The sequence below is a fragment of the Pseudooceanicola pacificus genome (assembly GCF_009789075.1).
GTDB lineage: Bacteria > Pseudomonadota > Alphaproteobacteria > Rhodobacterales > Rhodobacteraceae > Pseudooceanicola > Pseudooceanicola pacificus.
Genome location: NZ_WNXQ01000001.1, coordinates 154,280 through 174,033, shown reverse-complemented (window position 1 = coordinate 174,033; position 19,754 = coordinate 154,280). Strand labels below are relative to the sequence as shown.

The 19,754-nt window shown below is 67.4% G+C and carries 20 protein-coding genes; 9 read left to right on the top strand and 11 right to left on the bottom strand.

Features of this window, described 5'->3' with window-relative positions:
• Positions 1 to 7: 7 nt before the first annotated feature.
• Positions 8 to 1,138: an S-(hydroxymethyl)glutathione dehydrogenase/class III alcohol dehydrogenase gene (locus GLS40_RS00800; protein WP_160380700.1), complete on the bottom strand. Its 1,131-nt coding sequence runs from the start codon at positions 1,136 to 1,138 to the stop codon at positions 8 to 10.
• Positions 1,139 to 1,278: 140 nt separating this feature from the next.
• On the opposite strand from GLS40_RS00800, the gene GLS40_RS00795 reads away from it, so the two are divergent.
• From GLS40_RS00795 to GLS40_RS00770, 6 genes are all read left to right on the top strand, one after another.
• The gene (locus GLS40_RS00795) at positions 1,279 to 1,560 is read left to right on the top strand and encodes an I78 family peptidase inhibitor (RefSeq protein ID WP_160380699.1); all 282 of its coding nucleotides are present in this window, start codon (positions 1,279 to 1,281) and stop codon (positions 1,558 to 1,560) included.
• An 85-nt stretch (positions 1,561 to 1,645) separates the two neighbouring features.
• Complete coding sequence (locus tag GLS40_RS00790) at positions 1,646 to 2,194, top strand: XRE family transcriptional regulator (RefSeq protein WP_160380698.1); 549 nt, start codon at positions 1,646 to 1,648, stop codon at positions 2,192 to 2,194.
• Positions 2,195 to 2,203: 9 nt separating this feature from the next.
• Positions 2,204 to 2,731, top strand: coding sequence for a GNAT family N-acetyltransferase (locus tag GLS40_RS00785; protein WP_160380697.1), 528 nt, complete (start codon positions 2,204 to 2,206; stop codon positions 2,729 to 2,731).
• A 1-nt stretch (position 2,732) separates the two neighbouring features.
• Complete coding sequence (locus GLS40_RS00780) at positions 2,733 to 3,179, top strand: DMT family transporter (RefSeq protein ID WP_160380696.1); 447 nt, start codon at positions 2,733 to 2,735, stop codon at positions 3,177 to 3,179.
• 63 nt (positions 3,180 to 3,242) lie between these two features.
• Entirely contained in the window at positions 3,243 to 4,148 is a 906-nt protein-coding gene (gene truB / locus GLS40_RS00775) for a tRNA pseudouridine(55) synthase TruB (protein WP_160380695.1), read from the top strand.
• Between the two features lie 19 nt (positions 4,149 to 4,167).
• Positions 4,168 to 4,875: a uracil-DNA glycosylase gene (locus tag GLS40_RS00770; protein ID WP_160380694.1), complete on the top strand. Its 708-nt coding sequence runs from the start codon at positions 4,168 to 4,170 to the stop codon at positions 4,873 to 4,875.
• Positions 4,876 to 4,986: 111 nt separating this feature from the next.
• Here the strand turns inward: GLS40_RS00770 and GLS40_RS00765 are convergent, their stop codons facing one another.
• The 8 genes from GLS40_RS00765 to GLS40_RS00730 form a co-directional block, all read right to left on the bottom strand.
• Entirely contained in the window at positions 4,987 to 5,787 is an 801-nt protein-coding gene (locus GLS40_RS00765; protein WP_160380693.1) for an enoyl-CoA hydratase, read from the bottom strand.
• A gap of 170 nt (positions 5,788 to 5,957) precedes the next feature.
• Positions 5,958 to 7,058 (bottom strand): flagellar basal body P-ring protein FlgI, encoded by a 1,101-nt coding sequence (locus tag GLS40_RS00760; RefSeq protein WP_160380692.1) that lies wholly within the window; start codon positions 7,056 to 7,058, stop codon positions 5,958 to 5,960.
• Positions 7,055 to 8,065, bottom strand: a complete 1,011-nt coding sequence (locus tag GLS40_RS00755) for a flagellin (protein WP_160380691.1) — start codon at positions 8,063 to 8,065, stop codon at positions 7,055 to 7,057. The genes GLS40_RS00760 and GLS40_RS00755 overlap by 4 nt, the downstream gene beginning before the upstream one ends.
• 2 nt (positions 8,066 to 8,067) lie before the next feature.
• Positions 8,068 to 9,516, bottom strand: coding sequence for a flagellar hook-associated protein FlgK (gene flgK, locus GLS40_RS00750; RefSeq protein WP_160380690.1), 1,449 nt, complete (start codon positions 9,514 to 9,516; stop codon positions 8,068 to 8,070).
• A 58-nt stretch (positions 9,517 to 9,574) separates the two neighbouring features.
• The gene (locus tag GLS40_RS00745; protein ID WP_235905733.1) at positions 9,575 to 10,879 is read right to left on the bottom strand and encodes a flagellar hook protein FlgE; all 1,305 of its coding nucleotides are present in this window, start codon (positions 10,877 to 10,879) and stop codon (positions 9,575 to 9,577) included.
• Positions 10,880 to 10,979: 100 nt separating this feature from the next.
• Positions 10,980 to 11,828 (bottom strand): flagellar motor protein MotB, encoded by an 849-nt coding sequence (locus GLS40_RS00740; protein WP_160380689.1) that lies wholly within the window; start codon positions 11,826 to 11,828, stop codon positions 10,980 to 10,982.
• A 72-nt stretch (positions 11,829 to 11,900) separates the two neighbouring features.
• On the bottom strand, positions 11,901 to 12,920 hold the full coding sequence (locus GLS40_RS00735; RefSeq protein WP_160380688.1) for an amidohydrolase family protein: 1,020 nt from the start codon (positions 12,918 to 12,920) through the stop codon (positions 11,901 to 11,903).
• A gap of 105 nt (positions 12,921 to 13,025) precedes the next feature.
• On the bottom strand, positions 13,026 to 14,144 hold the full coding sequence (locus tag GLS40_RS00730) for a polysaccharide biosynthesis/export family protein (protein WP_160380687.1): 1,119 nt from the start codon (positions 14,142 to 14,144) through the stop codon (positions 13,026 to 13,028).
• A gap of 173 nt (positions 14,145 to 14,317) precedes the next feature.
• Between GLS40_RS00730 and GLS40_RS00725 the strand changes: the two genes are divergently transcribed.
• The 3 genes from GLS40_RS00725 (at position 14,318) to GLS40_RS00715 (ending at position 17,850) form a co-directional block, all read left to right on the top strand.
• Entirely contained in the window at positions 14,318 to 15,121 is an 804-nt protein-coding gene (locus GLS40_RS00725; RefSeq protein ID WP_160380686.1) for an NAD-dependent epimerase/dehydratase family protein, read from the top strand.
• Positions 15,118 to 15,738 carry a sugar transferase gene (locus GLS40_RS00720; RefSeq protein WP_160380685.1) on the top strand — a complete coding sequence of 207 codons (621 nt, stop codon included), beginning with the start codon at positions 15,118 to 15,120 and terminating at the stop codon, positions 15,736 to 15,738. Before GLS40_RS00725 ends, GLS40_RS00720 begins: the two co-directional genes overlap by 4 nt.
• Before the next feature lie 225 nt (positions 15,739 to 15,963).
• Positions 15,964 to 17,850 (top strand): polysaccharide biosynthesis protein, encoded by a 1,887-nt coding sequence (locus GLS40_RS00715; protein WP_160380684.1) that lies wholly within the window; start codon positions 15,964 to 15,966, stop codon positions 17,848 to 17,850.
• A gap of 55 nt (positions 17,851 to 17,905) precedes the next feature.
• Here GLS40_RS00715 and GLS40_RS00710 read toward each other — a convergent pair whose 3' ends face one another.
• A complete protein-coding gene (locus tag GLS40_RS00710; RefSeq protein WP_202075741.1) occupies positions 17,906 to 18,469 on the bottom strand; it encodes a carboxymuconolactone decarboxylase family protein in 564 nt (187 codons plus the stop codon).
• Between the two features lie 349 nt (positions 18,470 to 18,818).
• Entirely contained in the window at positions 18,819 to 19,748 is a 930-nt protein-coding gene (locus GLS40_RS00705; RefSeq protein WP_160380683.1) for a fumarylacetoacetate hydrolase family protein, read from the bottom strand.
• Positions 19,749 to 19,754 lie beyond the last annotated feature (6 nt).

Sequence of the window (19,754 nt, the reverse complement as noted above, 5' to 3'; positions counted from 1 at the left end):
GGCGGCCTCAGTACAGCACGACCGAGCGGATCGACTCGCCCGCATGCATCAGGTCGAAGCCCTTGTTGATGTCGTCCAGCGGCATGGTGTGGGTGATCATCGGGTCGATCTCGATCTTGCCGTCCATGTACCAGTCGACGATCTTGGGCACGTCGGTGCGCCCGCGCGCGCCGCCGAAGGCGGTGCCTTTCCAGACCCGCCCGGTGACCAGCTGGAAGGGCCGCGTCGCGATCTCGGCCCCGGCGGGCGCCACGCCGATGATGACCGACTCGCCCCAGCCCCGGTGGGCGCATTCCAGCGCCTGGCGCATCACCGTCACATTGCCGGTGCAGTCAAAGGTGTAATCCGCCCCGCCGATCAGATCGCCCCGGCGCTTGGTCAGGTTGACGATATAGGGGACGATATCCTCGCCGATCTCCTTGGGGTTCACGAAGTGGGTCATCCCGAACTTCTCGCCCCATTCCTTTTTCGAATTGTTCAGGTCGACCCCGATGATCATGTCCGCGCCCGCCAGCCGCAGGCCCTGGATCACGTTCAGCCCGATGCCGCCCAGGCCGAAGACGACGGCCGTGGCGCCCTCTTCCACCTTGGCGGTGTTGATCACGGCGCCGATGCCCGTGGTGACGCCGCAGCCGATGTAGCAGATCTTGTCGAAGGGGGCGTCCTCGCGCACCTTGGCCAGCGCGATTTCCGGCAGGACCGTGTGGTTCGAGAAGGTCGAGCAGCCCATGTAATGCAGGATCGGGTCGCCATCCAGCGTGGTGAACCGCGACGAGCCGTCGGGCATCAGGCCCTGGCCCTGCGTCGCCCGGATCGAGGTGCAGAGGTTGGTCTTGCCCGAGGTGCAGGAATAGCACTCGCGACATTCCGGGGTGTAGAGCGGAATCACGTGATCGCCCGGCTTCACGCTGGTCACGCCCTCGCCGACCTCCAGCACGACACCCGCGCCCTCGTGGCCCAGGATCGCGGGGAACAGCCCCTCGGGGTCGGCGCCTGACAGGGTGAATTCGTCGGTATGGCAGATGCCGGTGGCCTTGACCTCCACCAGGACCTCTCCGGCGCGCGGGCCTTCAAGGTTTACTTCCATGATTTCAAGCGGTTTTCCGGCCTGAGTGGCGACGGCGGCCCTTGTTCGCATCGGTGCTCTCCCTTTGGCGTGTTACCGCCGACCGTGGGCGAAAGCGCACCCATTTGCAACCGCCACAAGGCCGTGACTTGCCTTTCCCGCGCCGCCGGTGAACCTGCGCCAGAGCCGGAGAGCTCAAGGAGGAAGAGCAGATGAGATTGGCATTCGTGACGCTTGCCGCCCTGGTGTCGCTGTCGGGCTGCATCGAGGAAGAAAAGACCGCCGGGACCGTCGAGGGCGACGCGCCGTCCTGCGGGGCCGAGGATCTGCAGGGCATCGTGGGCAAGGCCTTCGACGCCTCGCTGATCCCGCCCGAGACCAAGGCGGTGCGGGTCGTGCGGCCCGGCATGGTCGTGACAATGGATTACAGGTCCGATCGGCTGAACGTCGAGCTGAACGATGAGGATGTGATCGTCAAGGTGACCTGCGGCTGAGGACCGGCGCGATTGCGCTTGATCCCGGGTGGCATCGGGCGCTATCCCGGATGTGGGAATGATTCCCTGATCTGGAAAGCGCCGCATGGACACCCTCACGACCCGCCTTGCCGAACGGCTGCGCGCGCTCAGGCGCGAGCGGGGGCATTCGCTCGATCAGCTCACCGCTCTGAGCGGGGTCAGCCGGGGCACGCTCTCGCGGCTGGAAAACGGCGAGGTCAGCCCCACGGCCGAGGTGCTGGGCAAGCTCTGCGCCGCCTACGGCCTGCCGATGTCGCGCCTGATGCGCATGATCGAGGGGGCGCCCGCCCCGCTGGTGCCCCTTGCCGCGCAGGAGGACTGGATCGACCCGGCCACCGGATTCCGCCGCCGCGCCGTCTCACCCCCTGCCGCCTGGCTGTCGGGCGAGGTGATCGAGGGGCATCTGCCGCCCGACACCGTGATCCGCTATGCGGCGCCCCCGGTCATGGGGCTGGAGCATCATCTGATCCTGCGCGAGGGCGCGCTGGAGATGGAGATCGGCGCCACCACCCACAGCCTGCGCCCCGGCGATTGCCTGCGTTACGTGCTGGACGGGCCGACGGCCTTTCGCGGCGGGCCCGAGGGCGCGCTCTACCTGCTGTTCATGGTGTGACGGATGGAGATGACCCGCGATCCCGTTGTCGAGATCCTGCCCCGGGACTATGACGCCGCAGTGCCCGGCCTGACCGGGGTGCTGCATGCCTGCGTCCATGCCGGGGCCAGCGTGAATTTCATCCTGCCCTTCCCGGTGGAAGAGGCCCGCGCCTTCTGGACCGGCAAGGTGGCCGGGGCGATGCAGGGCGGCAAGCGCCGGCTCTGGGTCGCGCGCGAGGGCGACAGGATCCTGGGCTGCGTGATGCTCGACTGGGACACGCCGCCGAACCAGACCCACCGGGCCGAGGTGACCAAGATGCTGGTCCACCCCGAGGCCCGCCGCCGGGGTCTGGCCCGCCTGCTGCTGATGCGGCTGCTGCAGGGCGCGCGCGACGCGGGCAAGACGCTGATCACCCTGGACACCACCACGGGCAGCGCCGCGCAGGGCCTTTATGCCGCCGCCGGGTTCGAGGTGGCGGGCAGCATCCCGCAGTTCTCGCGCGCCCCGCTGGAGGACCGGCTGGAGGCGACGACCTACATGTACCGGATGCTCTGACATGGCGGGCGGGCTGATGGTGCTGTCCTTCCTCGCCGGCCTGATGATCGCGGCGCAGGGGCCGATCTACGCCCGCACGGCGGCGGGGCTTGGCGGCGCGCTGCCCGCGACGCTGCTGGCGTTTTCCATCGCGACCGCCGCGCTGGCCCTGCTGGTCGCCTGGCGCGGCCCGGTGCCCCGCGCGCAGGCCCTGGCCGAGCTGCCCGCCTGGGTCTGGCCCGGGGGGCTGATCGGCGTCTGCGTGATCCTTGTCTCGATCCAGGCGGTGCCCCGGCTGGGCGCGGCGGGCTACCTTGTCCTGCTGGTCGCCGGGCAGATGGCGGGCGGGATGCTCTGGGACCGGCTCGGCGCCTTTGGCCTGGCGGCGCGGCCGGTGAACTGGATCAACCTGCTGGGCGTGGCGCTGGTGCTGGCGGGGGCTGTGCTGGCGGTCTGGCGCCGGGTCTGAGCTGCGCATTGACGCAGGCGCCGGCATTCGCTACCTCCCCGGCTTCGTCAGACGGAGGATCCCATGGCACGCAAGAAGAAGGGTCGCGACATTTCGGGGTGGCTGGTCATCGACAAGCCGGCCGGGCCGACCTCGACTGCCGTGGTGAACAAGGTGAAATGGGCGCTGAACGCCAACAAGGCGGGGCATGCGGGCACGCTCGACCCGGCGGCGACCGGCGTGCTGGCCGTGGCCCTGGGCGAGGCGACGAAGACCGTGCCCTACATCACCGACGCGCTGAAGGCCTATGAGTTCACCGTCCGGCTGGGCCAGGCGACCAACACCGACGATGCCGAGGGCGAGGTGATCGCCGAGAGCGGTCTGCGCCCCTCCGACGCCGGGATCGCCGAGGCGCTGCACGGTTTCGTGGGCGAGGTGATGCAGGTGCCGCCCAAGTTCTCGGCGGTGAAGGTCGACGGCGAACGCGCCTATGCCCTGGCCCGGGGCGGCGAGGACGTGACGCTGGAGGCCCGCCCCCTCTGGGTTGAGAGCCTGCTGCTGACGGACCGGCCCGATGCGGATCACGCCGTGCTGGAAATGGTCTGCGGCAAGGGCGGCTATGTCCGCTCGATCGCCCGCGACCTGGGGCACAAGCTGGGCTGCCACGGGCATGTGCTGTCGCTGCGCCGGGTCTGGTCCGGCCCGTTCGAGGCCGCCGCCGGCGTGACGCTGGACCGGGTCGAGGCGCTGGCCCGCACGCCCGAGCTGGACGCCCTGCTGCTGCCGGTCGAGGCCGGGCTGTGCGACATCCCCGAAGTGCGCGCGACCGAGGCCGGCGCCGTCCGGCTGCGCAACGGCAACCCCGGGATGGTGATCGCCAGCGGGCTGGATTACGGCGCCGAATGCTGGGCCAGTTTCGACGGCAAACCCCTGGCCGTCGGCGATTATCGCGGCGGAGAGCTGCACCCCGCCCGGGTCTTCAACCTGTGATCCGCCCCGGCCGCCCGGGATGAGCCGCGCCGCCATCCGCCGCTTTGTCGCCGGGCTGCGGGCGGCGGATCCGGGGGTGGACTGCGTCAACCCCTATGCCGGGCGCGTGGCCGGGCTGGACCTCGGGCCCGACCCGGCAGCGGTTCGCGCGCGCCAGCTGGCCGCCTATCTCGACATGCGCCTCACCTCGGCCCGGCTGCTGCTGATTGCCGAGGCGCCAGGCTATCAGGGCGCGCGGTTCACCGGCATCGCGATGACCTGCGAGCGCCTGCTTCTGGGGCACGATCCGCGTGTTGCGCCCGCCGGGATCCTTGGCCCCCGCCGGGCGCGGCGCACCAGCGATCCGGCCCATACCACGGTGCGATCCACGCAGCTGGGCGGATATGCCGAACCGACGTCATCGGTGGTCTGGCAGTCCCTCGCCGCACGGCCCGGGGCCGGCGCGGCCGTGGTGCTGTGGAACGTGTTCCCCTTCCATCCGCATCGCGCGGGGGAGCCGCTCAGCAACCGCTTGCCGACCCGCAGGGAACTGGCGGAGCATGCCGGGCATCTGCCTGCCTTCCTCGCCCTGTTCCCCGGCGCCCGGATCGTGGCTGTTGGCCGCACGGCAGAACGCCACCTCGCCCGGCTGGGGCACCGGGCCACCGCGATCCGGCACCCGTCGAGAGGGGGCGCCGGGGCATTCCGCACGGGCCTGGCATTGGCGCTGGACGCGACGGGCCTGTAGGGCCGTAGCACGCCGCCGGCGCGGCCGAGGGCCTGTCCTGTCCCCATGTGCATGCGCCCCGGGCGGTTCACCGTTCCGGGGCGTCTGCTCCACCCGCCAACGCGGCGCCGCTCAGCGGCCTTTGAAGACCGGCTTGCGCTTCTCCATGAAGGCGCGGGTGGATTCCTTGAAATCCTCGCTGTCGCGCGCGGCGATCACCATGTCCTCGATCCGCGCGGTGTCGCGCTGATCTTCCTCCAGCCCGAGCTGGTTGATGAAGAATTTCGATGCGCGGATCGAGAGCGGGGCGTTGTCCGCGATTGTCTGGGCATAGGCCCGGGTCACGTCCTCAAGTTCATCGGCTGGCACGACACGGTTCAGCAACCCGACACGCAGGGCCTCCTCCGCCTTCAGGCGGCGGCCGGATATCATGATGTCCTTGGCAATCGACGGGCCGACAAGGTCGACCAGCAGCTTCAGCCCCGAAATCGGGTAGGCCACGCCCCGCAGGGCGGCGGGAATGCCCAGCTGGCTGGTTTCGGCACCGAAACGCATGTCTGCACAGAGCGCGACCCCCATGCCGCCACCCAGGCAATACCCGTGGATCATCGCGATCACGGGCTTGTCCATCTCGATCAGTTCCGCGCGCAGGATGTCCAGTGCCCGCCGCCCTTCCTTCTGGCCCTGCGGGCTGAAGCGGGTCTTTTCGAATTTCGAGATGTCGCCGCCAGAGATGAAGGCCTTTTCCCCGGCACCGCGCAGGATCACCGTGCGGATTTCGGGATCGGCGGCAAAATCACGGGCGATGGCAATGGCGTCTTCGACCATCGGGCCGCTGATCGCGTTCAGCTTGGTCGGGTTCTGGAACACCAGCCAGCCGATGGAGCCTTCCTTGATGGCATAGGCGCGGTCGTCGCGGGTTTCGGCATCCATGTGGCGGGTTCTCCTGACGTCACTCTGCGTTTGCACCACCAGTCTAGCGCATTGCCTGTCGGCAGGTCAGGTGGAATTTCATCGGATCGGCCCCAGTATTTCTGTCAAAGGACGCAGAGCGTCGCGGCCCGGCCGGTTCGGGATCGGGCCTGTCCCGCATCAGGGACAGGTTACCGGACCACGAATTCGGCATGCAGGGCCCCGGCTGCCTTGATGCTCTTGAGGATGTCGATCATGTCGCGCGGAGAGACGCCAAGCGCGTTCAGCCCGGCAATGACCTCCGACAGGGAGGTGCCGCCCGGGACTTCGGCCAGGCCGATGCCCGGTTCCTGCTGGACATCGGCACTGGTGCGCGGCACCACCACTGTCTGGCCGTCGGAAAACGGGTTGGGCTGGATCACCAGCGGCTCTTCCTGGATGCGCAGGGTCAGGTTGCCCTGTGACACCGCCACCCGGCTGATCCGGACATCTTCGCCCATCACGATGGTGCCGGACCGCTGGTCCACCACCACGCGGGCCCGTTGTTCGGGCTCGACCGACAGGTTCTCGACCCGGACCAGCGCGTGGGCCGGAGACCCCATCCGCGTGGCGGCAATGTCCAGCCGCACCGTTCCGGCATCCAGCATGCGCGCGACGGGGCGCCCGAAGGACCGGTTGATCGCCCGCTCGATCCGGTCGGCGGTGGTGAAATCCGGCGTCCTCAACGCCAGCCGCAACGTGCTGAGCGAGCCGAGTTCGAAGTCGACCTCCTTTTCCACCCGGGCGCCCGAGGGGATAACCCCGGCGGTCGGGACCCCGACAACCACCGAAGCGGCATCGCCCGTCGCCTCGGCCCCGCCGGCGATCACCGTGCCCTGCGCCACGGCGTAGATCTCGCCATCGGCGGCATTCAGGGGGGTCATGACCAGGGTTCCCCCCAACAGGCTCTTGGCATCGCCGATGGCCGAGACGGTCACGTCGATCTGCGCGCCGGAGCGCACAAAGGGCGGCAGGCTGCCGGTCACGATGACGGCCGCGACATTCTTGGGCCGGAACTGTTCCCCGGTCACGTTCACGCCGAGACGTTCGAGGATGGTGGACATGATATCCTCGGTGAACGGGGCGTTGCGCAGCCCGTCGCCGGTGCCATTCAGGCCGACGACCAGCCCGTAGCCGACCAGGTCGTTGCCGCGGACCCCGTCGAATTCCACCAGGTCCTTGATCCGGATGGGCGAGGCGGCCGCAGCATTTGGCCACAGGAGCCCGAGGCAGATGAGCAGCGCGACAATCATCGCAGGAAATCCACCAGCGACAGCCGCGACATGCGCACCGTCACGGCGTAAAGGCTTTCCAGCTGGAACTGGACGTTTTCCAGCTCGGTTGCCGTTTCGAAGGGATCGACGGCCAGCAGGTCGGCCTGAGCGATCTGGTACCCGATGCGTTCCGAGGAAATGCGGGTCTCGCTGTCCTCGATGCGGGACTGGGCATAGCCCAGATCGGCGCGGATTTCCGTGAGCCCGGCCTGGCCGAAGGCAAGGCCTTCGCCCGCGGATGTGAGCAGCTCTGCCTGGGTTCCGACATCCAGCCCAAGGGACGAATCCGCAGCCAGCGCGGCCGTCGCGGCGTGTTTCAGCAAGGCGCGGACGGCGCCGTTGTCGGCGCGCAGGTCAAGGTCCACCGCCTCTCCCCGCGCGACGGAGAAGGGGGACAAGGATTGCGATGCCCCCTTGTACGCCATCGTGTCGAAACCGCCGCCGGGCGTGTCGAACCAGTCGTCGAGGACCGCCTGGACCCCCGCCGCGGTTGTCTCTCCGGTCACGGCGGTTCGCAGCGCGTTCAGGATTTCGGGCCCCGTGGCGAGGGGCGACGTGTCGGTCGCGACCCCGGAGAAGAGGGACCGGCCGGCCACGCCTGTGTTCAGCGCCGAGATCATCCGGGTAAAATCGCCCGCGGCCTGGTGCGAGGTGTTCGCCACGGCCTCGGGCAATGCGGATGCGCCGCTCGACAAGGCCGAAGAGCCCAGATTCGTCGCGAAGGCCTGAAAGACCTCAAGAGCGTCCTGCATCCCGTTGGTGAAGAGGGCCGCTTCCGACGCGGCGGCGGCGTAGGTCTCCAGCATGCCGAGGTTGCGTTCGACATCGGCCAGGAAGGCGTAGCCGCCCGACAGGTGCCGGGACACGTCGGCGGTGCGGCCGCTGGACAGTTCCCGGACCAGCAGGCCCATCTGTTCTTTCAGGTCCGCGTTCTGACGTCGCAGCACGTAGCCCTGGGCGAGGTCGCCGATACTGATGCTCGTCATGGTCAGATCCTCAGCAGCATGTTCATCATTTCGTCGATGGTCTGGACCACCTTGGCATTTGCGCCATAGGCCTGTTCGATCAGGATGAGGCGCTGCATCTCCTGGTCCGTGTCGACACCGTCGGCGAGGAACCTTTCCTCGACCTCGCCGTGGCGGGTGGCGGCAAAGCTCAGGGTCTGTTCGGCAAGCTGGCGCTGCGTGCCGGCGAGGGAGAGCAGGCTGGAGGCGATGCCCGCCGCATCCAGCGCGCCGGTGCCAAAGCTGCCGCTGCCGGGCGTGCGCCGTTCGGCAAGGACCGTTTGCATGGCCTGAAGCAGGGAGGCATCGCCGGGCGCGCCCGCGGCCGCGGCCCCGAGGCCGTCGCGCAGGCGCCAGGTGGCGCCGCCCTGATCCGGGTCCACCAGGGCGTTGATCGCGATGCGGGCGGCGATGCCCAGCTCGTCGCCCGGGTCGAAGGCCAGGCCATTGTCGGTGAAGAGACCGGGATCGCCGGTGGCGCGGGTCGCATCCAGACCGGACTGCTGAAACCGCTCGATCATGTCCCGCGCGGCCGCGTCGATATCGGACTGCATGGCGACGCTCAGATCGTCACGGATCGCGAAGAGGGCGGACAGGCGCCCGCCATCCAGCGGGCCGCCGCTGGTGGTGTCCAGCTCCCGGCCGTTCAGGGTCAGACCCGAAAGCAGGCCGGCATCGGCGGTCAGATGCGGGGTGATGACGTTTGTGCGGGTGAAATCCAGGTCCGCCGCAGTGCCGTCGACAAGGATCGCGCCGCCGGGGGTGAAGAGGGCGATGGACCCGTGGCCGCGCGGCACCTCGCGAACCGGGACGATGCCGGAGAGTTCGTCGACCACTTTCTGGCGATGGTCGAGCAGGCCCGAGACATCGCCGCCGCGGTTCCGTTGATCGGTGACGGCGCCGTTCAGATCGACCACCTGAGCCAGCAGTTCGTTGACCCGGTTCACCGTCGCGTCGATTTCGGCATCGGCCTCCTCTCGCAGGCCCTGGATGCGGTCGGAGATCGCACCGAAGGCCCCGGCGACGTCGCCGGCTGCGGTCAGCACGCCGGTCAGGCGCTCCGGCAGGTCGGGGCGGCTGGACGCAGCCACCAGCGCGGATTCGAACCGGGTGATGACGGCGCTCAGGGAATGGCCGTCCTCGGGCGTGCCGAGCAGGCTTTCGATCTGCTGGCGGTAGGTGGCCAGGGTATCGGCCCCGGCATGTTCGGAGGAGGCATCGCGCCGTTCGGCCACCAGGCTCGCATCGACATGGCGGATCACCCCGTCGATGCCCACGCCGCCGCCGGTGACAACCCGGGGCGAGATCGCGAGTTCGCGCCGCCCGTAGCCCTCGGTCAAGGCATTGGCGACATTGGTCGAGACGATGGACGCCATGCGGGACGAAGCTGTCAGGCCGCTGAGCGCGTTGGACAATGCGACGGAAATGGACATGGATCAGCCTTTCGGTTCTGGGCCCGCGGGCGGGTTGCGCCCACGGGCCGGGGGTGCGTCAGCGTTTGATGTTCGTCGTCTCCTGCAGCATTTCGTCCACGGTCTGGAAAACCTTGGCATTGGTCGAATAGGCGCGCTGCGTCTGGATCATCTCGGTAAGTTCGGCGGCGACATCGGTGGCCGATTCCTCGCGGGCGAAGGCCAGCAGGTCGCCGGTGGGCCCGTCACCGGCATCCCACAGGTAATAGGCGCCGCTGTCGGGCGAGGGCAGGTAGGTCTGGTAGTCGAGCGCGATCAAGCCGTTGGTATTGGGCAGGTCGGCCAGCGGGATCTGGTAGATCGTGCGCCGGACCCCGGTGTCGAAATAGGCATGGACGAAGCCGTTGGCGTCGATATCCACCGAGGTCATGTTGCCGACCGGCGATCCGTCCTTGCTGATCGAGACCGGGGCGAAGTTGTCGGACAGCTGGTTCAGGCCGTCGGGTTCGCCCAGCATGCCGATGTCGAGTTCGATCGGCCCGCCCGCGACGTCGACGATCACGGTGCCCGTGCTGGCATCGTATGCCCCGCCGGCGGAGCCAACAGCGACAGAGGCCAGCGTGCCGCCCGCTGTGCGCGTGTCGTTGAAGGTGATCGTGTATTCGCCGATCACCGCGCCGGCCGAGGCGGAATCGGTGATGACCATCGTCCATTCGTTGGACACACCGGTCGCGGGCACGGTCGGGATGAACTGGATTTCCAGCGTCTCGGACTTGCCGATATTGTCGAAATATTCGATCGAAAGGTCCTGTGTCTTGCCGCCGCCGGTCGCCTCGGTCTCGGTCGCGGGGAGGTTCAGGCCCAGTTCGGCCATCGTTGTCGGTTCGCCCGTAAACAGGTTCACGTTCAGCCGGACGGGTTCCAGCCCCTCGCTCGTGTCACGCGGATAGCTGGGGATTTCACCACCCGAATCCGCGGGCCAGCCCAGAAGCATCAGGCCGGATTCGGTGCGCAGGTAGCCGTCGTCATCGGTGCGGAAGGACCCGGTGGTCGTCAGCATCATCTGGTTGAAGGTTCCCGTCCCCTCGACCTCATAAGCGGCGGCGACGGGGATCAGGCCACGGCCGCGCACGGTGAGGTCGGTGGAATTCGAGGTGCTGACGATGGAGCCGCGCTGGTCGATCAGCCGCTGGGTGGTGGCCCGCACGCCGCCCGCATTGTAGCCGCCCCCGGTGCCGCCCACGACCAGCGAGTGAAAATCGGCCTCCATCCGTTTGTAGCCGTAGGTGGAGGAGTTCGCGATATTGTCCGCAATGGTCGCGAGCTTGGTGGCATTGGTGAACAGGCCAGCCACACCCGCGTTGAGGGAAGAAGAAATAGTCATGGATACGCCTTTCTGCTGCATCGACGATCTGTCGTGCGACACCTAAGGCGTTGCGCTTTAATATGCGCCTAACAGCTAAAATCCGATGTTGATCCTGCCCTCAGGGCGGGGGCAGGCGGATCAGGATGATCTCCAGCCGGTTGTTGCGCAGGGCCATGGGATCGCCGGTGACGGGCTCGCGGTCGGCATGGCCGGTCACCCGTTCGGTGCGGTCGCGGGCCAGCCCCTTGCGGACCAGCAGGTCGCGCATGGCCACGGCCCTTTCGCTGGACAGCTCCCACACCGGGTTGTCGCGCAGGACAACCGGGCGGGCGGCGACATGCGCCTCCACCGCCACGGGGTTGGCGATCCAGTCGATGGACCGGGCGACCAGCCGGGCGATTTCGCTCAGCAATTCCTTGGGCCTGGCGGTATGGCCGTCAAACAGCGGATCGCCGGGCAGGTCGAAGATGTCGATCACCAGCCCCTCGTCCGTGACGCGGGTGACGATGTGTTCCAGCAGGTTGTCGATGACCGAGCTTTCGCCGCCGCGCCCCTGCAGGGCCTCTTCGACCTCGCGCCGGATTTCCTCCATCATCACCTCTTCGCCGCCGGTCGTGGACAGGCCGCTTTCGCCGCGCGCGCGGTTCTGGGCGGTGGCGTGCAGGGAGCTGGCGCCGGTGCCGTTTCGTGCCAGCGACATGTCCGACATCACCGAATCGCCGGAGAATGCGCCGTCGCCGCCACCCGACACGCGGTTGATCGGCACGGTCGGCGCGAAATAGTCCGCAATCCCCTTGCGTTGCTTTTCCGTCGTCGCGTTCAGCAGCCACATCAGCAGGAAGAAGGCCATCATGGCCGTCACGAAATCGGCATAGGCGACCTTCCAGGCACCGCCATGGTGCCCGCCGCCCGCGACGATCTTCTTCCGCTTGATGATGACTGGCGCGGCGTTTGACTGCCCGCTCATCCACACCACCTCTGTTCTCACCCGGGGCCGGGTATACAGGCGAGCTGTTAGCGGGGCGTTAAAGCCGGCGGATCAGAGGGACAGGCGGTAGACGCGCGCGGCGGTGTCGTGAAACAGCAGGCGCTTCTCGTCGTCGCTGGCGCCCGAGGCGAGGCGTTTGAAGGCGTTGAACAGCACGTGGTAGCTGGACGACACCTTGTCGACCGGGAAATTGCTTTCGAACATGCAGCGGCTCGGGCCGAACAGCTCGATCGCGGTTTCCACATAGGGACGGAAGCGGTCGGCCATCTCTTGCGAGCCGGGCGGCTGCGGGTTGCGCGCCCATGTGACGCCGGTGATGTCCATGCCCAGCCCGCCGAGCTTGACGCTGACATTCGGGCAGGTGGCCAGGTCGGTCAGGGCGCGCTTCCAGCTGTCGAACACCTCGCGCTCCAGCCCCGTGAACCGCCCGATGCCCAGCGGTCCGCCGACATGGTCCAGCACGATGGCGGTGTCGGGAAAGGCGCGGGCCAGGTCGGTCAGCTGGGGAATCTGGGGATGATAGAGCCAGGAGTCATAGCTGAGACCCTGCGCCGCCAGCCGGGCAAAGCCCGCGCGGAACGGGGCCGAGGCCATGATACCCGGGTCGACCGGCAGCAGGGCGCTTTCGAAACTGGGTTCGTTTGCGGTGATGTGCCGGATGCCGCGGAACCGTCCGCCGGCGGCGGCGATATGGGCCTCCAGCACCTCGTCCACCGCATCGCCGAGGGTGAGATCGGCGAATCCAACGATGCCGGCGGCGATCCGGGGCGCACCGGGGCGGGCCTCGCCGGCCTCGGCAATCGCGCGCACGGCCTCGGTTTCGCCGACAGGCTGCAGCGGCACGGGGCCGTCCGTCCGATGGGCGTAACGGCACTGGACAAAGACCGTCGCGACCACGTCATGCCCGTCCCCCGCATCGGCCAGGATATCGTCGAGCAGGTAACCGTCGTGGCGGGTCCACAGGTGGTGATGCGGGTCGATGATCGGCAGGTCGGGCTCGATGATCTCTTCGCGCAGCTGGTCCAGCCAGTCCGGCCTGGGGCTGTCGATCGTGCTGCGGGCCCTGGTCATCGCGCTGTCCTCCTGCCTGACAGGGTCAGGCTAGGAGAACCGCGGCCCCGGCGCATCTGCAGGCCCGCCATCCGCATGTTTGTGGCGGATGGCACCCGTCCGGGATCAGAGGCTGCCGAGCTGGTTGTTGATGCCGACAAGGCGCCCGATCAGCGAGAACACGGTGTTCGCGGTGGTCAGCGGGCTTTCCGTCACAAGCACGGTGTCATGCGGATTGATCCGCAGATTGCGCGCCGAGAACAGCCCGTCGGCCGAGGTCAGGTCGATGGTAAAGATCACCTGGCGCTTGGTCGGCCCGGTCCCGTCGTAGCGCAGCGCCTTGGCGGGATATTCCCGCAGGACCAGCACGCCCTTGGGATCGGCGCGGCCGTCGCTGATGCCGCCAACCATCGACATCGCTTCCAGGGCGGTGATGTTTTCGCGGTCGAAATAGAGGATTTCCTCGCTCCCGGTCGCGCCGAGGGCGGTGAAGAAGCGGTCGTCCTCTTCCACCACGACCATGTCGCCGCCGCGCAGGACGATATTCCGCGACGCGTCCGACAGCAGAGTCTTGGCGGGGATTTCGAAGGTCTGGCCGCCACGGATCAGGCGCACCAGCGGGTTGCGCAGCGAACTGCTGATGCCGCCGCCCTGCGAGATCAGGCCGAGGACGGTGAAGTTGCGGCCCTGCATCGGGTAGGTGCCCGGACGCGTGACGCCGCTGACCAGGTCGACGGAATTCTCTTTGCCGGGTTCAAAGGTCAGCTGCACCTGGGCCGAGGGCAGGATGGCGCTCAGCTTTTCCTGGATCTGACTGCGGGCCTGATCCGGGGTCTGGCCGTTGACGACCACCTCTTCGATATAGGGCACGAAGATCGTGCCGGTCGAGGAGACGGTCAGCCCCTGCATCGACACGACTTTCTCGGCGTCGTTGGTCAGCAGCGAGTTCTCCTGGCTGTCCCAGATCACCAGGCTGACCTTGTCGGAGGGACGGATGATGCTGGACTTCGGCCCGCCCGAGGCGCGCGGCCAGTTGTACCCGCCCTGCCAGCCGGTCTGCGGCCATCTGGAAATCGGGCCGACAGAGTTGCGCGAGACGGCAACGACCTCATACGGGGCCTGCGCGCTGTCCTTCTCTCTGAGAATCTCGGATTGCAGGGCGGCCCCGCGCGGCAGGGAACAGGCGGCCAGAGCGATCGACAGGACTGCTGTTGCAGCCAGCCGGATCACGAATGCTGATGCCATGATGCCTTGCCTTCCATATTCTGCAGTGTCTTCCTAGACGATCACGGCGTTGATAGACAAACATTGCAGAAGTGAAAACGAAAAGGCGCGGAGGGCCTGTGACCGGATTGCCTCAGGGTGCCAAAAACCGCCGACGCAGCCTTATTCTCGGCGCGAATGGCAAGATTGCCGCAATGGTCCGGCGGATCTGGGCGGAGGGGCGCGGTTCGCCGGGTCAGACCGCGTGGCTCGTGCGGCGGGATCCGGGGGCGGGCGATCTGGCCTGGGCGCCGGGCGATACCACGGCACATCTTCCCCGGGCGGATTGCATCGTTGCCCTGTGGGGCGTCACGCCCGGCGCGGGGCGCGACCTGTCGGCCAATACCGCGCTGGCCCTGGCCGCAATGGAGCTGGCCCGACAGGTCGGGGCGACCCGGGTGCTACATTGCTCTTCTGCCGCGGTCTATCCCGGCGGGGCCGGGCCGGGGCGCGAAACCGACGATCCCGCGCCGTGGTCGCCCTATGGTCAGGCCAAGGCGGCGATGGAACGGGCGCTGGCGGACTGGAGCGGGCGGAACCCCGATGGCCCGGAATGGTGCGCCATGCGGATGGCCAATGTCGCCGGTGCGGACGGGTTGTTCGCGGCGCTGGAACAGGGGCGGCAGATGCAGATCGACCGGTTCGCCGACGGGCAGGGCCCGCGCCGCAGCTATCTGGCGCCCGAGGATTTCGCCCAGGCCCTGACCGCGCTGCTGGACCTGCCGCCGGGCGGCCTGCCGCGCCTGCTGAACCTGACCGGCCCGCGCCCCGTGGCGATGGAGGCTATTGCCCGCGCCGCCGGGCGCAGCCCGGTGATGCGGCCCGCCCCGTCCGATGCGCTGGCCCTGATGGCCCTGTCGGACGAACGGGCTGCCCGGCTGATCGGCCCGCTCACGGACAGTGCGCATCCGGAGCAGCTGGTCCGGCAGTGGCGCAGCTGGGGAGCGGTGCCCGCATGACGCCTCTCAAGCGCCTGTTCGACCTTGCCTCGGCCATTGTGCTGACAGCCGTGCTCTGGCCGGTGGTGATCTGGATCACCCTGCTGATCCTGATCCGGGACGGCCGCCCGGTGTTTTACGTCGCCGAGCGGATGAAAGCCCCGGATCAGCCCTTCGGTCTGATCAAGTTCCGCACCATGAGCAACGATCCCGGCGACCGGGGCGTGTCGGGGGGGGACAAGACCAGCCGGATCACCCGCACCGGCCGCTGGCTGCGCCGCTACCGCCTGGACGAAGTGCCCCAGCTCTGGAACGTCTTTCGCGGCGACATCAGCTTTGTCGGGCCCCGGCCGCCCCTGCGCCGCTATGTCGAGATGTTCCCCGAGCTCTACGCCGAGGTGCTGAAGAGCCGCCCCGGGATCACCGGAATGGCCACGCTGATGGTCCATGCGCGTGAGGACAGGCTGTTGTCCCAATGCACCTCGCCGGACGAGACCGAGGCCGTCTATGTGCGCCGGTGCGTCCCGATCAAGGCCCGGATCGACCTGATCTATGCGCGCCATTCGAATGTTTGCCTGGACTTCACATTGATGTGCGCCTCGGTTACCAGACGAATGCCCGGACGTCGGCGCAGATAAGACGTGACGTAACGGCACGCGACTTTCCGCCGATCATTTCGCAGGTGCAGAAAAATGGGTTGTTCGAATCGTTCATTTGCATGAAAATACGGCAGATTTCGGGTTTCGGTAGGGATTTCCGTACTTGATGGCATCCTCATTTTTGCACCCAACTTGATAGTGTGAACCAATTTGAAGCATCCCGGGTGATATGGGGATGACGACTGACTTTCTGGAGTAGATCCAATGCTTTACGAAATGGCCCTGCGAATGCCTCTGTCGCAGAAGCGGGTCATCCTCATTGTGATGGATTCTGTTTGGGTCCTTCTGGCCCTTCTGTTCGCCGTCGGCTTTGTCCGTGACGGCGCACAGTTCACGTTCAATGACCTTTCCACTCTGAAATTTCCGATGATCGCCCTTCCCGTGGCGGTCGCGATGATCGTCTACATGGGCCTCGACCGGATCAAACTGCTGGCCTACGAGGTCAACGGCATCACCGATTCCGCCCTGCTGGCCGTTGGCCTGGGGGCGACCTGTGCCTTGGCAAACTCCCTGCCGGGGCAGAGCCTGAACGTGGTCGAAATCGCGGTCTTCACCATGACGTTCCTGATCCTCACGGTCACGGCGCGGCTGACGCTGCTGCGCGTGGTCAAGTGGATCTACGTCACCGGCGGCAACCGCAAGCGCGTGTTGATCTACGGCGCCGGGCAGACCGGCCGCCAGCTGGCCGCCGCGCTGTCGACCGACGATGCCGTGGTCCCCGTGGCCTTTGTCGACGACAACCCGCGCCTGCAAAGCCTGACGATTTCCGGTATGCGGGTGTTTTCGCCCGTGCACATCAAGGAACTGGTGCAGCGCAACGAGATCGACCGCGTCGTCCTGGCGATGCCCTCGGTCGGGCGCGCGACCCAGGCCCGGATCACCAAGCGCCTGCGCGACATCGGCTGCGAGGTGCATTCCCTGCCCTCCTTCGCCGAGATCGTCGCGAACAAGGATTACGGCCAGGGCCCGCACAAGCCGCTGTCGGTCGACATCCATGACCTTCTGGGCCGCAACCGGCTGGAAGAGGAACTGCCCGGCGTCAGCGACGCCTATGCCGGCAAGCGCATCCTGGTGACGGGCGCCGGCGGATCCATCGGATCCGAGCTCTGCCGCCAGCTGATGACCTGCCATCCCACCCGGCTGGTGCTGATCGATCACAGCGAGCTTGCGCTCTACAACATCCAGCGCGAACTGGTCGAACAGGACCCCGAGATGGACGTGGTGCCGGTCCTCGGGTCGATCTGCGAGAAGTCGCTGGTGATGTCGGTGATGGAGCAATACGACATCGACGTCGTGCTGCATGCCGCCGCCTACAAGCACCTGCCGATGGTGCAGAGCAACTCGATCGAGGGGCTGCGCAACAACGTGCTGGGCACCAAGATCGTTGCCGATGCCGCCGGGGCGATGGGTGTCGAACGTTTCATCCTGGTGTCGTCCGACAAGGCGGTGCGGCCCTCGTCGATCATGGGTTCGACCAAGCGGATGGCGGAACAGATCGTGCAGGACCTCGCGACGCGGTCCAAGACGACGCGCTTTTCGATGGTGCGGTTCGGCAATGTGATGGGGTCCTCCGGCTCGGTCATTCCGCTGTTCGAAGAGCAGATCGCCCGCGGCGGCCCGGTCACCGTGACCGACCGCAAGGTGACCCGCTATTTCATGACAGTCTCCGAAGCGGTGCGGCTGGTGCTGCTGGCCGGCTCCTTCGCGCGGGGCGGCGATGTCTTCGTGCTCGACATGGGTGAGCCGGTGCCGATCCTGCAGGTCGCCCGCCAGATGATCGAGGGCGCGGGCTATTCCGTGCGCGACGCCGACAATCCCAAGGGCGATATCGAGATCGCCTTTACCGGCCTGCGCAATGGCGAGAAGCTGCACGAAGAGCTGCTGATCGGGACGGACATGCTGACCACGCCGCATCCCAAGATCCTGCGCGCACAGGAAGAGCACCTGTCCGAGATCGAGATGGCCGCCGCGCTGAACGATATCCGCCGCGCGGTCGAGGCACGGGATCAGTCCGCAGCCGATTTCGCGATGAAGAAATGGGTCGAGCGCTACGGCGCCGCGACCGAAGAGATCGTCAACGCCACCACCTGATGGCGCTGACGGTCAGCGCGCCGCCCGCGGGATGCGGGGCGGCGCCGGGGGGCGGTCAGCCGAATTCGCGATCCGCCGGGTTCTCGGGCAGCACGTTGAAATTGTTCAGCGTCACCGAGACAAAGCTGTAATACCCGATCAGCCCCACCAGATCGACCAGCCTGTCCTGTCCCAGGGCCTTGAGCGTGCGGGCATAGAGCGCGTCATCGGTCCGGCGCTGTTCCATCGTGGCCTGGGTGAAGAGGAAGACCACCTCCTGCTCTTCGTCCGCAAACGACGGGGTCTGCCGGTCGCGGATCGCATCGGCGATGGCCGGGTCAAGCCCGGCCTCCAGGGCCAGCTTCTTGTGCGCGAACCATTCGAATTCCGCATTCCAGCAGCGGGCGGTGGTGATGATCGCCAGCTCCGACAGCAGCGGCGACAGGGCCGTGTTGTAGCGCAGGTAGGTGCCAAGCGCGGTTGCCCCGGCCGCAAGTTCGGGCCGGTTCAGCCAAAGGGCCAGCGGCCCCACGACGCGGCCCCGGGGCGAGGCGACGATCATGTCGTGCACCTCTTGCTGGCGGGGCGTGTAGGCCGCCGGATCGGGCGGGCTGAGGCGCAGGGCCTTGGGATCCATCATGTCGGGTGTTCCTCCTCCGTCACCGGCCATGCACCGGTTCGACTCGAGTGTTAGGGCGCTTACCCGTCGTTCGAAAGCGGTTTGCCACGAGTCGCAGGTCCCTGTCGGACCCGGCAGGGACGGGGCACAGACAGCGCGCGGACGGGGGGAGGGGCCGCCGGTTTCAGCGGAAGGCCGCGCCGGACCCGACACCCGGACATGCCGAGACGCGGGCGTGTTTGCCGCCCGCGCCACCGGAGCCCAGCTCAACGGGGCATGGCCCCGATCCGGGGAATGGATGGCGAGGGGCCCGGTGCCGACAACTTATGCCGGCCCGGGCCCGCAGCCAAATCACGTTCCCAGGATGCGCTCAAACCTGCCGAACGACCCGGTTACGCAGGATGCCGATGCCGTCGACCTCCAGCTCGACCACATCGCCGTCCTGCAGGAAGTGCGAATGCTCCAGCCCGCAGCCGTCGTTCACCGTGCCCGCGCCGATCACCTCGCCCGGATGCAGCATCTCGTCACGCGAGATGAAGGCGATCAGGTCGTCGAACCCGTGCAGCCCCGCGCTCATATCCGTGTCGACGAAGGTCTTGCCGTTGATCCGCGCGCGGGTCTTCAGCGCCCGGGGATCGGGGATTTCGTCCGCCGTCACGATGACCGGGCCCAGCACGTTGCCGCAGTCGAAGCTCTTGCCCTTAGCCGGGCCGAGCATGCCCTGCATCTCGATCAGCTGGGTGTCGCGGGCCGAGAAATCGTTGAAGATCGTGTAGCCAAAGACATGGTTCAGCGCGTCGGCCTTGGCGATGTCCTTGCCGGGCGTGCCGATGACGCAGGCGACCTCCAGCTCAAAATCCATCGTGTTGGAATATTTCGGCCAGGGCACATCGGTCTCCGTCCCGCGCACGGAAAAGCGGTTGGTGATGTAAAAGATCGGCTGCTGGCGATAGATGTCGGGCACCTCGCCCGGCTCGACATTGGGGATCGGCTTGCCCTGCATCCCGGCGGCCAGCTTCTGCATGCCGACCGGGGCCTGCACGATATGTTTGGGAAAGGTCGAGGCATCCCGCATCTGCGGCGGCACCGGGATCGGGGCCAGCAGCTTCAGCCCCTCCATCGGCAGCGCCGCACCCCCGGCTGCCTCGCGGGCCAGGGCCAGACCGGGTTCCCCCGCCTCGATCAGCGCCAGCATCGTGGCCAGTTCGGGCCTGCCGGTGGCGGTCAGGTCAACCATCCCGGCCTCGGTCACCGCGCCCAGCCGGGGGCCGGTGCCCGCATCGAATGTTGCCAGTTTCATGCTCTC

Bases quoted from the DNA above. Each gene is read 5' to 3' on its own strand.
- GLS40_RS00800 (WP_160380700.1), bottom strand. From the start codon at position 1,138: ATGCGAACAAGGGCCGCCGTCGCCACTCAGGCCGGAAAACCGCTTGAA.
- GLS40_RS00795 (WP_160380699.1), top strand. From the start codon at position 1,279: ATGAGATTGGCATTCGTGACGCTTGCCGCCCTGGTGTCGCTGTCGGGC.
- GLS40_RS00790 (WP_160380698.1), top strand. From the start codon at position 1,646: ATGGACACCCTCACGACCCGCCTTGCCGAACGGCTGCGCGCGCTCAGG.
- GLS40_RS00785 (WP_160380697.1), top strand. From the start codon at position 2,204: ATGACCCGCGATCCCGTTGTCGAGATCCTGCCCCGGGACTATGACGCC.
- GLS40_RS00780 (WP_160380696.1), top strand. From the start codon at position 2,733: ATGGCGGGCGGGCTGATGGTGCTGTCCTTCCTCGCCGGCCTGATGATC.
- truB (WP_160380695.1), top strand. From the start codon at position 3,243: ATGGCACGCAAGAAGAAGGGTCGCGACATTTCGGGGTGGCTGGTCATC.
- GLS40_RS00770 (WP_160380694.1), top strand. From the start codon at position 4,168: ATGAGCCGCGCCGCCATCCGCCGCTTTGTCGCCGGGCTGCGGGCGGCG.
- GLS40_RS00765 (WP_160380693.1), bottom strand. From the start codon at position 5,787: ATGGATGCCGAAACCCGCGACGACCGCGCCTATGCCATCAAGGAAGGC.
- GLS40_RS00760 (WP_160380692.1), bottom strand. From the start codon at position 7,058: ATGATTGTCGCGCTGCTCATCTGCCTCGGGCTCCTGTGGCCAAATGCT.
- GLS40_RS00755 (WP_160380691.1), bottom strand. From the start codon at position 8,065: ATGACGAGCATCAGTATCGGCGACCTCGCCCAGGGCTACGTGCTGCGA.
- flgK (WP_160380690.1), bottom strand. From the start codon at position 9,516: ATGTCCATTTCCGTCGCATTGTCCAACGCGCTCAGCGGCCTGACAGCT.
- GLS40_RS00745 (WP_235905733.1), bottom strand. From the start codon at position 10,879: ATGACTATTTCTTCTTCCCTCAACGCGGGTGTGGCTGGCCTGTTCACC.
- GLS40_RS00740 (WP_160380689.1), bottom strand. From the start codon at position 11,828: ATGAGCGGGCAGTCAAACGCCGCGCCAGTCATCATCAAGCGGAAGAAG.
- GLS40_RS00735 (WP_160380688.1), bottom strand. From the start codon at position 12,920: ATGACCAGGGCCCGCAGCACGATCGACAGCCCCAGGCCGGACTGGCTG.
- GLS40_RS00730 (WP_160380687.1), bottom strand. From the start codon at position 14,144: ATGGCATCAGCATTCGTGATCCGGCTGGCTGCAACAGCAGTCCTGTCG.
- GLS40_RS00725 (WP_160380686.1), top strand. From the start codon at position 14,318: ATGGTCCGGCGGATCTGGGCGGAGGGGCGCGGTTCGCCGGGTCAGACC.
- GLS40_RS00720 (WP_160380685.1), top strand. From the start codon at position 15,118: ATGACGCCTCTCAAGCGCCTGTTCGACCTTGCCTCGGCCATTGTGCTG.
- GLS40_RS00715 (WP_160380684.1), top strand. From the start codon at position 15,964: ATGCTTTACGAAATGGCCCTGCGAATGCCTCTGTCGCAGAAGCGGGTC.
- GLS40_RS00710 (WP_202075741.1), bottom strand. From the start codon at position 18,469: ATGATGGATCCCAAGGCCCTGCGCCTCAGCCCGCCCGATCCGGCGGCC.
- GLS40_RS00705 (WP_160380683.1), bottom strand. From the start codon at position 19,748: ATGAAACTGGCAACATTCGATGCGGGCACCGGCCCCCGGCTGGGCGCG.